Genomic DNA, 12,235 nt, shown 5'->3' on the forward strand with positions numbered 1-12,235 from the left:
CCATCGTCCTCGTCGTGCTCGGCATCACGCTGGGCGGCGAGCGCCCCACCGCCCGCGCCGCCCCGCGCCGGCGGGGCCGGCGCGCGGAAGCGCAGTGCTCTCGACCCGCGGGGGTGCTACGGGCGGACGACGACGCCCTTGCCGACGACGGTGATGCCCGACTCGGTGACGGTGAACCCGCGCTCGCGGTCGTGGTCGTGGTCCACGCCGACACGGGCGCCGGGCTCGACGACGACGTCCTTGTCGAGGATAGCGCGGGCGACCACGGCGTCCGGGCCGATCCGGACCTTGTCGAAGACGACCGAGTCGGAGACCGTGGCGTTCGACTCGATGATCGCCCAGGGCCCGACGACGCTGCGCTCGATGTGGGCTCCGGAGATGACCGTGCCGAGCGAGACCACCGAGTCGACGGTGGTGCCGAGGTTGCCCTTGCCGTCGCGCACGATCTTCGCGGGCGGCGAGTTGAGCTGCGACGAGAAGATCGGCCACTGCTGGTTGTAGAGGTTGAAGACGGGCAGCGCCGAGATGAGGTCCTGGTGCGCCTCGAAGAACGAGTCGATCGTCCCCACGTCGCGCCAGTAGTAGCGGTCGCGATCGGTGGAGCCGGGGACCTCGTTGAGCTTGAGGTCGTAGACCCCCGCCTCGCCGCGCGCGACGAAGTCGGGGATGATGTCGCCGCCCATGTCGTGGTCGGAGGTGGAGAGCTCGCCGTCGCGGATGACCGCGTCGATCAGCGCGTCGGCGTCGAAGACGTAGTTGCCCATCGAGGCGAGGACCTCGTGCGGGGAGTCGGCGAGGCCGACCGCGTCCTTGGGCTTCTCGAGGAACTCGGCGATCTTGGTCGGGACGACGCCGTCGCCGGCCTCGTCGCCCGCGAGCTGGATGACGCCGAACTGGTCGGCGAGCTCGATCGGCTGGCGGATCGCCGCGACGGTCGCCTTGGCTCCCGACTTGATGTGCGCCTCGATCATCTGCGAGAAGTCCATGCGGTAGACGTGGTCCGCGCCGACCACGACGACGATGTCGGGCTTCTCGTCGCGGATCAGGTTGAGGCTCTGCAGGATCGCGTCGGCCGAGCCGCTGAACCAGCGCTTGCCGAGCCGCTGCTGCGCCGGGACGGACGCGACGTACGAGTTGAGCAGCCCCGAGAGCGTCCAGGTCTGCGAGACGTGGCGGTCGAGCGAGTGCGACTTGTACTGCGTCAGCACCACGATCTGGGTCAGACCCGAGTTGATGAGGTTGGACAGCGCGAAGTCGATCAGACGGTACTGCCCGCCGAACGGCACCGCGGGCTTGGCCCGGTCCGCCGTGAGGGGCATGAGCCGCTTGCCTTCGCCACCCGCGAGGACGATGCCGAAAATCTTCTTTGACTGCATGGCTCCACAGTAGGGGTTGGCGATGGTCCGCGAACCCGCGCGGATGCGTCTGTCGCCGGGGGATCGCGCTGTACTACGGTTCGGGGTGTGCGAGTCGATCTGCTGACCAAGGAATATCCGCCCGAGGTGTACGGGGGAGCCGGCGTGCACGTGGCCGAGCTCACCAAGGCCCTCCGCCACGACATCGAGGTCGTGGTGCGCTGCTTCGGCGCGCCGAGGGACGAGGAGGGGGCGTTCGCGTACCCGGTGCCGGCCGAGCTGGCGCAGGCCAACGGCGCGCTGCAGACCCTGGGCGTCGATCTCCAGATCGCCCAGGACGCGGCCGGAGCCGATCTCGTGCACTCGCACACCTGGTACGCCAACGCGGCCGGGCGCCTCGCGCAGCTGCTGCACGGCATCCCGCACGTCGTCTCGGCGCACAGCCTCGAGCCGCTGCGCCCGTGGAAGGCCGAGCAGCTCGGCGGCGGCTACCGCGTCTCGAGCTGGATCGAGCGCGAGGCGTACGAGAGCGCCGATGCGGTGATCGCGGTCTCCGGCGGGATGCGGAACGACATCCTCCGCTCGTACCCCGCCCTGGACCCGGCGAAGGTGCACGTGGTCTACAACGGCATCGACCTCGACGCGTGGCACCCGGTGGAGGACGAGGCGGTCCTCGCCGAGCTGGGCATCGACCCGTCGCGTCCGTCCGTCGTCTTCGTGGGCCGGATCACCCGGCAGAAGGGGCTGCCCTATCTGCTGCGCGCTGCCGCGATGCTGCCGCCGGAGGTGCAGCTCGTGCTCTGCGCCGGCGCCCCGGACACCCCCGAGATCATGGCCGAGGTCACCGCGCTGGTGCGGGGGCTCCAGCAGGAGCGCACCGGCGTCGTCTGGATCGACCGCCACCTGCCGCGCCACCAGCTCTCCGCGGTGCTGACCGCCGCGACCACGTTCGTCTGCCCGTCGATCTACGAGCCGCTGGGCATCGTGAACCTCGAGGCGATGGCGTGCGGCGCCGCGGTCGTCGGGACCGCGACCGGCGGCATCCCGGAGGTCGTCGTCGACGGCGTCACCGGGCGCCTGGTGCCGATCGAGCAGGTGACGGACGGCACCGGCACGCCGGTGGATCCGGAGCGCTACATCGCGGATCTCGCGGCCGCGATGGCCGAGGTCGTCGCCGATCCGGCCGCCGCGAAGCGGATGGGCGAGGCCGGCCGCCTCCGGGCGCAGAGCGACTTCAGCTGGACGCAGATCGCCCGGGACACCCGTGCGATCTACGACTCGCTCGTCTGAGCCCGCCGCCCGCTCCCTTTAGACTGGTCCGCATGCCCAGCGTTGTCTCGTTCGTCGATGTGTCCTTCGTCCGGAACGGCAAGCGGATCCTCGACCACGTCGACTGGACCGTGTCCGAGGAGGAGCGCTGGGTGATCCTCGGCTCCAACGGAGCCGGGAAGACCTCGATCCTGCAGATCGCCGCGGCGCAGAACTATCCGTCGACCGGCTCGGCGCACCTGCTCGAGGAGACGCTCGGCCGCGTCGACGTCTTCGAGCTGCGCCCCCGGATCGGCTACGCCTCGACCGCGATGGCGCGCCGCCTGCCCGCGGGCGAGACGGTGCTCGACGTCGTGATGACCGCCGCCTACGCGGTGACCGGCCGCTGGAACGAGGGCTACGACGAGATCGACGAGCGCCGCGCGCGCCGCGTCCTGGTGGAGTGGAAGCTCGACCACCTCGCCGACCGCACCTTCGGCACGCTCTCCGACGGTGAGCAGAAGCGCGTCCAGATCGCCCGCGCGATCATGACCGACCCCGAGCTGCTGCTGCTCGACGAGCCGGCCGGCAGCCTCGACCTCGGCGCCCGCGAGGAGCTCGTGCAGCTGCTCGGCGGCTTCGCGCAGGACCCGGCCTCGCCCGCGATCGTGATGGTGACCCACCACGTCGAGGAGATCCCGGCCGGGTTCACGCACGCGCTGCTGCTGCGCGACGGCGCCGTCGTCGCCGCCGGCCCGCTGGCCGAGGCGCTCACCGAGGCGACCCTCGCGGACGCCTTCGGGCTCGACATCGCGCTGACGCACGAGAACGGGCGCTACTCGGCCCGCGCCCGCTGAGCGCGGGCTCGCGCGACCGCGTGCCGCACCTCCCCGTGGCGGCGGCGGTCTGCTATTCTCGGTAGCTGGTTCGGGCCCGTTCGCGGTGCGCCCGCCACTCATCCACCCGCACCCGTCGACGACAGGCGCGGTTCAGGACCACAAGCGACAGGACACGATCATGCAGACCGACATCCACCCCAAGTACGAGGCCATCGTGTTCCGCGACCTCGCCTCCGGTGAGACCTTCCTCACCCGCTCGACGGCGACCAGCAGCAAGACGATCGAGCTCGACGGCGTCACGTACCCCGTCATCGACGTCGAGATCTCGTCCGCCTCGCACCCGTTCTACACGGGCAAGCAGCGCATCATGGACTCGGCCGGCCGCGTCGAGAAGTTCAACTCGCGCTACAAGAACTTCGGCAAGTAGGCTCCGGTCTCCCGCCTCCGAAGGGCCCTCGACCTCGCGGTCGGGGGCCCTTCGTCGTTCCCCCCCTGCTGATCGAGTAGCCCGCGGAACGGGCGTCTCGAGATCCGCTGTCGTCAGAAGTCGAGTCTGCAGTCCCGGCCTGCTGACGACGGCGGGTCTCGATACGCCGCTGCGCGGCTACTCGACCAGCATGTGCAGCGCGCTCGTCTCGCTTGCGCGGCCCGCCTTTCCCTGCTGATCGAGTAGCCCGCGAAGCGGGAGTATCGAGATCGACCGCGCCCGCAGATCGGTCGCCGCGCGGATCAGTAGCGGTAGAAGCCCTCGCCGGTGGCGGTGCCGAGCCTGCCCTGGTCGAGGTACTCGGTCTTGAGGTGGGCGGCGAAGGCCTGCGAGGCCTCGTCGGGGGCGGCGACGGCGACGTGGTAGGCGGTGTTGAGGCCGATGACGTCGAAGATCTGGAAGGGGCCGAGCGGGGCACCGGTGCCGATCCGCCAGGTCTTGTCGATGGTCTCGGGGTCGGCGTAGCCGCCCATCAGGAGGCCGCTCGCGGCGTTCAGGAGCGGCACCAGCAGCGAGTTGAGCAGGTAGCCGGCCTTCTCCTTCTGCAGGCGGATCGGCTCGAGTCCGCTCTCGACGGCGAAGGCGACGACGGCGTCGACGACGGCCGGGGCGGTGTCGGCCGTGCCCATGATCTCGGCGGTGTTCTGCACCCAGACGTGGTTGGCGTAGTGCAGGGCGAGGAAGCGGTCGGGGCGGCCGGTCGACTCCTTCAGATCGCTGGGGAGCAGCGTCGAGGAGTTGGTCGCGAAGATCGTCCGCTCGGGGGCGAGCGCGCCGAGGCGGCCGTAGAGCTCCTGCTTGAGCGCGAGGTCCTCGGGGACGGCCTCGATCACGAGGTCGGCGTCGGCGACGGCCTCGGCGAGGTCGGAGGTGAGGCGCAGCGACTCGAGGGCCGCGGCGGCGCCGCCGGGCATCCCTCCGGAGACCTGCGCCGACTCGTAGACGCCGGCGAGCCCGCGGAAGCGCTCGCGCGCGGCGTCGAGCACCTCGTCGGTGACGTCGTAGCTGGTGACGGCGAAGCCGTGGAAGGCGGCCTGGAACGCGATCTGGGAGCCGAGGACTCCGCTGCCGAGGACGGTGACCGTGCGGATGGTGGGCATGACTGCTCCTCGCCGGGGACCCGGGTGGTCCCGCTGTCCTCCGATCCCAGCGCAGCGCGGGGCAGCGGTCGAGCGGTTGCGCGCGGGGGCCGCCGGATGTCCTCGTGACGGCATCACCGGTTCCGGGCCCGTGACGCGGCGGGCCGAGAGGCGGTAGCGTCCGGGGATGGTGTCCTTCGCCGACAAGCCGATCCTGCCGCTCACGACGCCCGAGGAGTGGGACGCCTACCTCCGCGGTGAGCCGGACCCGGGCGGTGTGCGGTTGAAGCTGCGGAAGAAGGCGGCCGTCGACCCGGGCATCACCTACGCGGAGGCGCTCGACGTCGCGCTCTGCCACGGCTGGATCGACGGGCAGGCGGGCGCGTTCGACGAGCAGTTCAAGCTGCAGGCGTTCACACCGCGGCGCCGGGCGAGCCCCTGGTCGAAGGTGAACCGCGACCACGTGGCGCGGCTGCTCGAGGAGGGCCGGATGCTGCCGGCCGGACTCGCCGAGGTGGAGCGGGCGCGGGCGGACGGGCGCTGGGAGGCCGCCTACCGGCAGCGCGACGCGGTGGTGCCGGACGACTTCACGGCGGCACTGGCCGCGGATCCGGCGGCCGCCGCCTTCTTCGCGACGGTCGGCGGGCAGAAGCGCTTCGCGTTCCTCTTCCGGCTGTCGCAGCTGAAGCGGCCGGAGACGCGGGAGCGGCGGATTGCGCAGTACGTGGCGCTGCTCGCGGAGGGTCGCACGCTCACCTGAGCCGCGACATCAGTGCCGAGAGGTCGCTACCGGACGCTCAGTGCCGGACGGGCCAGGCGCCGTCGGCGACGAAGCTCTCGTCGCGGACGCGGCGCATGTACTCCTGGAACGACTCGGCCTGGGTGCGGCACCAGTCGATCTGCAGGGCGTGCAGCGCGTCGGCACCGCCGCCGAGCTCCTCGGTGAAGGCGCGGCCGAGGGCCTGGGCGACGCGGCCCGCGGCGATCGCGTCGGCGCCGGCGTCGTGCGCCTCGGTCAGCGGGACGCCGTAGTGCAGCGCGGCTTGGACCAGTGTGCGCTTGCCCTTGCGGTAGCGGTCGACCGCCTTGTCGATGACGAGCGGGTCGATGACGGGACTCGGGTCGATCAGCACCGGGACGCCCCAGCGGCGCGCCTCGAAGGCGAGCAGCGAGAGGTCGTAGGGGGCGTTGTAGATGACGACGGGGATGCCGCGGGCCAGGAGCGAGCGGAGCGCTTCCGACACCTCGGCGACGACCTCGCCAGCGGGGCGGCCGTGCTCGCGGGCGTGCTCGGTGCTGATGCCGTGCACGGCGCTGGCGCCGGCCGGGATCTCGACGCCGGGATCGGCGAGCCAGGTCGTGCCCTCGACCGGGGTGCCGTCGGCGTCGATCACGCCGACGTGCGCGGTGACGATGCGGCTGGTGCGGACGTCGATGCCGGTGGTCTCGAGGTCGAAGACGGCGAGACGGTCGTACCAGCGGGCGCCGTCGGAGCCTTCCGACCTCTCCGACGCACCTACGGACCCGCCGGTGGACCCGGCTTCGTCGAGGAGGGTCTCGTCGAAGAGCGTCGGTGCCTGGTTCGTCTCGGTGGTGCTCACGCCGACAGCCTAGGCGGGGCCTCCGACATCGTCGGGAGGCCCCGCGGCGTGCTGCGCGGTCGGGCGGGCGAAGGCCGGATCAGCGGGTGAGACCCTCGCGGGCCTGGCCGGCCTTCGCGACGTGCAGCCAGAAGAAGCCCTGGGTGCCGAGCGTCATCGTCAGCGAGCCGTCCTCGGAGAAGCCGGGGAAGCGGCCGCCGCCGAAGAGATCGGTCAGCGTCGAGCCGGGGTTCTCGGGGTCGGTGATCGTCACCGAGACCGGGTTGTGGTTGAAGCTGAAGACGCAGAGCACCTCCTCCGGCTGGTCGCCCATCGCGGTACCGGAGCCGGCGTAGTCGCGGACGAAGGCGAGCACCGACTCGTGGTCGGTCTCGAGGACGCGCATCGAGCCGAGGCCGAAGGCGGGGTGGCCGCGGCGCACGTGCAGGACGTTCCGCATCCAGTGCAGCAGCGAGCGCGACTGGGCGAGCTGCGCCTCCACGTTGACCTGGTTGTAGTGGTAGACGAGCGACTGCACGATCGGCTGGACGAGCTTGCCCGGGTCGGCGGCCGAGAAGCCGGCGTTGCGGTCCGGGGTCCACTGCATCGGGGTGCGCGAGGCGTCGCGGTCGTTCAGCCAGATGTTGTCGCCCATGCCGATCTCGTCCCCGTAGTAGAGGAACGGGCTGCCGGCGAGCGAGAAGAGCAGGGCGTTGATCAGCTCGAGCTCGGCGCGCGAGTTGTCGAGCAGCGGCGCCAGCCGGCGGCGGATGCCGATGTTGGAGCGCATCCGCGGGTCGTAGGCGTACCAGCCGTACATCGCCTGGCGGTACTCCTCCGAGACCATCTCGAGGGTGAGCTCGTCGTGGTTGCGGAGGAAGACGCCCCAGGCCGCGCCGGAGGGGATGTCGAAGGTCTCGGAGAGCACCTTCTTCAGCTCGTTCGCGGTCTGCGCGCGGAGGGAGTAGAAGATGCGCGGCATGACCGGGAAGTCGAAGGCCATGTGGCACTCCGGCTCCTCCTCGGTGCCGAAGAACGCCGCGACCTCGCGCGGCCACTGGTTCGCCTCGGCGATCAGGATGCGGCCGGGGTAGTCGCGGTCGACCATCGTCCGCAGGTTCTTGATGAAGTCGTGCGTGGGCGGCTCGCCCTCGCCGTTGCCCTCGTCGGACTCGTAGAGGTAGGGGATCGCGTCGAGCCGGATGCCGTCGACACCGAGGTCGAGCCAGAACTTGACGACGTCGTGGATGGCCTCGTGCACGGCCGGGTTCTCGAAGTTGAGGTCGGGCTGGTGCGAGAAGAAGCGGTGGAAGTAGAACTGGCGGCGCTCGGCGTCGAAGGCCCAGTTCGAGTCCTCGGTGTCGACGAAGATGATCCGGATGTCCGGGTACTTGTCGTCGGTGTCGTTCCAGACGTAGAAGTCGCCGTAGGGACCCTCGGGGTCGGAGCGCGACTGCTGGAACCACTCGTGCTGGTCGCTGGTGTGGTTGAGCGGGAAGTCCATCACGATGCGCATGTTGCGCTCGTGGGCCTTGCGGACCAGCTCGCGGAAGTCCTCCATGGTGCCGAACTCGGGGAGGATCGCCTTGAAGTCGGAGACGTCGTAGCCGCCGTCGCGCAGCGGCGACATGTAGAAGGGCGGCAGCCAGAGCGCATCGATGCCGAGCCACTGCAGGTAGTCGAGCTTGGACGCCAGGCCGTTGATGTCGCCGGCGCCGTCTCCGTTCGAGTCGTAGTACGACCGGATCATGACCTCGTAGAACACGGCCCTGCGGTACCACTGCGGATCGAGGGCGAGCCCGGGGAGTTGGATCGGGGACGTGAAGCTCACGGTGCTCCTTCTGCTGCTGCCTGAGCGGATGACCGGCGCCGCACCGGGATCGGAGCGGAGGACGGGGGACGGGCGGTGCGTCGCGTGCGAACGCGCCTTCATGCTTGCGGCTCGGATCGAGGGCCCGCAAGGCGTTGCGGCGGGAAGTTCGACGGGCTTTCCCTACGATGGGGACCGTCATGACCATAGCCTCCCCCTACGCCGCCGACCTCGGGCGACTCGCCATCAGCGAGAGCGCCGTCGACGTCGCCGGGGCCACCACCGCCTACTGGAGCTACGGCGACCCCGACGCCGGGACCGTGCTGGTCCTGGTGCACGGATTCCGCGGCGAGCACCACGGGCTGGAGCCGGTGATCGCGCGGTTGCTCGCGGGCGGCGCGGACGCCCGCGTGATCGCGCCCGACCTGCCCGGCTTCGGCGCGTCGCCGCCGATGACGGCGCACGCGCACGACGTCGAGGGCTATGCGGCCTGGCTCGGCGAGTTCCTGGACGCGCTCGGGCTGCGGGGGAGCGCGGTCGTGCTCGGGCACTCCTTCGGCTCGATCGTCTCCGCGGCGGCCGTCGCGGGCGGGCTGGAGACGCCGCTGCTCGTGCTCGTCAATCCGATCGCCGCGCCGGCCCTGGCCGGCCCGCGCGGGGTGCTGACCCGGCTCGCGGTGCTCTACTACCGCCTCGGGGCGGTGCTGCCGCGCCCGCTCGGGCTGCGCCTGCTCGGCGATCCGCTGATCGTGCGGGTGATGAGCCTCGCGATGGTGAAGACCAAGGACGGGCCGCTGCGCCGCTTCGTGCACGACCAGCACGACCGCTACTTCAGCGCCTTCGCCTCGCGCGACACGGTGCTGGAGGCGTTCCGCGCCTCGGTCTCGCACGACGTCAGCCAGTACGCCGCGCGGATCGCGGTGCCGACGCTGCTGATCGCCGCGGCGCAGGACGACATCACCCCGCTCTCCGCGCAGTACCGACTGCTCGAGGCGCTGCCGCACGCCCGCCTGCACGTGATCGACGGGGTCGGGCACCTCATCCACTACGAGACGCCGGACGAGGCGGCCGCCGTCCTCCGCGCGGCCCTGGACGAGGGGATCGACCGATGAGGATCGTCGTCGACTGCCGGTACACCCGGCTCGAGCGCCACGACGGCATCAGCCGCTACACCGCGGAGATCGTGGCCGAGCTGGCGAAGCTGCACGACGTGACGATGCTGATCAGCGACCGCCGGCAGCGGACGATGCTGCCGGATCTGCCGTGGGAGAAGGTCACCTCGCCGACCGGGCCGTTCGAGCCGTTCGTGGCGCTGCTGGTGAACCGGCTGCGGCCCGACGTGGTGTTCTCGCCGATGCAGACGATGGGCTCGCTCGGCCGGCGCTACAAGCTCGTGCTGACCGTGCACGACCTGATCTACTACCGCCACCGCACACCGCCGCGCGACCTTCCGCTGCCGGTGCGCGGGCTCTGGCGGCTCTACCACCTGGCGTGGTGGCCGCAGCGGCGCCTGCTGCAGCGCGCCGACGCGATCGTGACGGTGTCCGAGACGACCCGCGGGCTGCTCCGCACGCACCGGCTGACGACCCGGCCGGTCGTCGTGGTGCCGAACGCGGCGACGGCGCCGGACGAGGCGAGCGCAGCCCTCGCGGCGGCGCTGCCGGACCGCTCGGACGCGCGCTCGCTCGTCTACATGGGCTCGTTCATGCCCTACAAGAACGTGGAGTCGCTGGCGCGGGCGATGCGGCTGCTGCCCGACTACGAGCTGCACCTGATGAGCCGGGCGAGCGACGAGACGGTGGAGACCCTCCGCTCGCTCGCGCCGACGGCGAAGCTGGTCTTCCACCAGGGGGCGGACGACGCCTCCTACCGCGAGGCGCTCGCGCGCGCGACGGCGCTGGTGACCGCGAGCCGGGACGAGGGCTTCGGCATCCCGCTGGTCGAGGCGATGGCGCTCGGCACCCCGGTCGTCGTCAGCGACATCCCGATCTTCCGCGAGATCGGCGGCGACGCGGCGGTCTACGTGGATCCGTCGAGCGCGAAGGGCATCGCCGAGGGCGTGCGCTCGCTCGAGGACGCGGAGCGCTGGCGGGAGCTGTCGGCGAAGGCGCGGAAGCGGGCGGCGGCGTACTCGTGGCGCGACTCCGCGCGGGTGCTGCTGGAGCTGCTGACGAGCGTCGGGCGCTGAGCGGCGCCCGGGCCGGGCGTCAGGCGGGTGCGCTCGGGCTGAGCACGTCGTCCAGGTCGGACTGCAGGTCGGCGTCGACGACGACCACGTCGCCGGAGTCGTCGACCGCGACGATCTGCAGGGCGCCGTCGACGATCGCGAAGTCGTGCCGCGAGCCGTTGCCGACGGTCGTGCCCTGGGCCGGCAGCTCGTCCTCGCTGAGGGCGCGGAGCAGGCTGCCGATGACGGCGCCGTGCGTCGCGACGATCACGCGCTGCTCCGGGAAGCGCTCGGCGATCTCGAGCAGCGCGGCCGTGGCGCGCTCGACGACCTGGGCGCGGGTCTCGCAGCCGGGGATGCGGGCGCCCTCGATGCCGCCGGGGAAGAGCTCGCGGAGCTCGTCGCCGGTCATGCCCTCCGCCTCGCCGTAGGCGCGCTCGGCGACGCCCTCGACGACCTCGGGCTCGGGCAGGCCGAGACCGCGGGCGATGATCGCCCCGGTCTCGTGCGCGCGCTGGAGCGGGCTGGCGACGACGACGTCCCAGTCGCGCTCGCGCAGCAGCCGGGCGGCGGCCCGGGCCTGCGAGCGGCCGGTGTCGTTGAGCGGGATGTCGCTCGCGCCCTGGATGCGGCGGGCGGCGTTCCAGTCGGTCTGGCCGTGCCGGACGAGGGTGAGCTGGGTCACGAGGGCCTCTCGGGTGGTGGGGGAGCGGTGGGTCAGCGCGACGGGAGGCGCTCGGCGAGGGCGCGGAGGACCTCGCTCGTGCCGCCGTCGATCTTGATGCCGGCCCGCGAGTCGCCCTTGGTGGTGCCGCGGTTGACGATGACGATCGGCATCTTCGCGCGCCGGGCGATCTCGAGGAAGCGGATGCCGGAGTTGACGACGAGCGACGAGCCCGCCACGAGCAGCGCGTCGGCGCCCGCGACGATGGCGCGCGCCTCCTCGAACCGCTCGGTCGGGATGAACTCGCCGAAGAAGACGATGTCGGGCTTGAGGATCCCGCCGCAGACCGTGCACTCGGGGACGGTCATCGCCGAGACGTCGTGCACCTCGGCGTCGCCGTCGGGGTTGAGCGAGGAGATGTCGGGGTCGTCGAGCCAGGGGTTGAGCGCCTCGATGCGCTCCGCGATCGCGTCGCGGGCGAAGTACTGGCCGCAGGTCATGCAGCGGACCCGGTCGGCGGAGCCGTGCAGGTCGACGACGCGCTGCGAGCCGGCGCGCACGTGCAGGCCGTCGACGTTCTGGGTGACGACGCCGGTGAGCAGGCCGCGCTCCTCGAGCCGGGCGAGGGCGCGGTGGCCGTCGTTGGGCAGCGTGGCGGTGAAGCGGCGCCAGCCGAGCTGGCTGCCGGCCCAGTAGCGGCGGCGGTAGTCGGGGTCCGCGACGAACTGGGAGTAGGTCATCGGGCTGCGGACGGGGGCTCCCGCGCCGCGGTAGTCGGGGATGCCGGAGTCGGTGCTCACGCCCGCGCCGGTGACGGCGGCGATGCGGCGGCCGGCCAGGAGCTCGACGGTGCGATCGAGGGCGGCGGAGCGCTGCTCGTCGGCCCGCTGCAGATCGGCCTGCTGCTCGTCGGCCTGATCGGCACTGCTGCCGTCGGCGATCGGTGTCGGACCCGACTCCATCCACGCCTCCCTCGGACACCCGCGCACGCGGGCACTCCATCGGC

The 12,235-nt window shown here is 71.7% G+C and carries 12 protein-coding genes; 6 read left to right on the top strand and 6 right to left on the bottom strand.

Going from position 1 to position 12,235, the window contains the following annotated elements; genetic code table 11:
* Positions 1–116 precede the first annotated feature (116 nt).
* The gene (locus MT350_RS16060) at positions 117–1,376 is read right to left on the bottom strand and encodes a glucose-1-phosphate adenylyltransferase (RefSeq protein ID WP_243599988.1); all 1,260 of its coding nucleotides are present in this window, start codon (positions 1,374–1,376) and stop codon (positions 117–119) included.
* Positions 1,377–1,463: 87 nt separating this feature from the next.
* Here MT350_RS16060 and glgA point away from each other — a divergent pair, with 87 nt between their 5' ends.
* From glgA to MT350_RS16075, 3 genes are all read left to right on the top strand, one after another.
* A complete protein-coding gene (gene glgA / locus MT350_RS16065) occupies positions 1,464–2,645 on the top strand; it encodes a glycogen synthase (RefSeq protein ID WP_243599989.1) in 1,182 nt (393 codons plus the stop codon).
* A 32-nt stretch (positions 2,646–2,677) separates the two neighbouring features.
* Complete coding sequence (locus MT350_RS16070) at positions 2,678–3,460, top strand: ABC transporter ATP-binding protein (RefSeq protein WP_123446295.1); 783 nt, start codon at positions 2,678–2,680, stop codon at positions 3,458–3,460.
* 160 nt (positions 3,461–3,620) lie between these two features.
* The gene (locus MT350_RS16075) at positions 3,621–3,869 is read left to right on the top strand and encodes a type B 50S ribosomal protein L31 (protein WP_123446296.1); all 249 of its coding nucleotides are present in this window, start codon (positions 3,621–3,623) and stop codon (positions 3,867–3,869) included.
* Positions 3,870–4,171: 302 nt separating this feature from the next.
* On the opposite strand, the gene MT350_RS16080 is transcribed toward MT350_RS16075, so the two are convergent.
* Positions 4,172–5,029 (bottom strand): 3-hydroxyacyl-CoA dehydrogenase, encoded by an 858-nt coding sequence (locus MT350_RS16080; protein WP_243599990.1) that lies wholly within the window; start codon positions 5,027–5,029, stop codon positions 4,172–4,174.
* 166 nt (positions 5,030–5,195) lie between these two features.
* Here MT350_RS16080 and MT350_RS16085 point away from each other — a divergent pair, with 166 nt between their 5' ends.
* Positions 5,196–5,768 (top strand): YdeI family protein, encoded by a 573-nt coding sequence (locus tag MT350_RS16085; protein WP_243599991.1) that lies wholly within the window; start codon positions 5,196–5,198, stop codon positions 5,766–5,768.
* A gap of 37 nt (positions 5,769–5,805) precedes the next feature.
* On the opposite strand, the gene MT350_RS16090 is transcribed toward MT350_RS16085, so the two are convergent.
* Both MT350_RS16090 and treS read right to left on the bottom strand, forming a co-directional pair.
* Positions 5,806–6,609, bottom strand: a complete 804-nt coding sequence (locus MT350_RS16090; RefSeq protein WP_308197389.1) for a 3'-5' exonuclease — start codon at positions 6,607–6,609, stop codon at positions 5,806–5,808.
* A 79-nt stretch (positions 6,610–6,688) separates the two neighbouring features.
* Entirely contained in the window at positions 6,689–8,419 is a 1,731-nt protein-coding gene (gene treS / locus MT350_RS16095) for a maltose alpha-D-glucosyltransferase (RefSeq protein WP_243599992.1), read from the bottom strand.
* A 179-nt stretch (positions 8,420–8,598) separates the two neighbouring features.
* On the opposite strand from treS, the gene MT350_RS16100 reads away from it, so the two are divergent.
* Together MT350_RS16100 and MT350_RS16105 are read left to right on the top strand one after the other, a co-directional pair.
* Entirely contained in the window at positions 8,599–9,510 is a 912-nt protein-coding gene (locus MT350_RS16100; RefSeq protein WP_243599993.1) for an alpha/beta fold hydrolase, read from the top strand.
* Positions 9,507–10,586, top strand: coding sequence for a glycosyltransferase family 1 protein (locus MT350_RS16105; RefSeq protein WP_243616265.1), 1,080 nt, complete (start codon positions 9,507–9,509; stop codon positions 10,584–10,586). Before MT350_RS16100 ends, MT350_RS16105 begins: the two co-directional genes overlap by 4 nt.
* A gap of 19 nt (positions 10,587–10,605) precedes the next feature.
* On the opposite strand, the gene MT350_RS16110 is transcribed toward MT350_RS16105, so the two are convergent.
* Together MT350_RS16110 and MT350_RS16115 are read right to left on the bottom strand one after the other, a co-directional pair.
* The gene (locus MT350_RS16110) at positions 10,606–11,250 is read right to left on the bottom strand and encodes a histidine phosphatase family protein (protein WP_164874486.1); all 645 of its coding nucleotides are present in this window, start codon (positions 11,248–11,250) and stop codon (positions 10,606–10,608) included.
* Between the two features lie 32 nt (positions 11,251–11,282).
* Entirely contained in the window at positions 11,283–12,191 is a 909-nt protein-coding gene (locus tag MT350_RS16115; RefSeq protein ID WP_243599995.1) for a Sir2 family NAD-dependent protein deacetylase, read from the bottom strand.
* Positions 12,192–12,235 lie beyond the last annotated feature (44 nt).

Origin of the sequence: Rathayibacter sp. VKM Ac-2928, from assembly GCF_022815545.1 — a bacterium.
Lineage (GTDB): Bacteria > Actinomycetota > Actinomycetes > Actinomycetales > Microbacteriaceae > Rathayibacter > Rathayibacter festucae.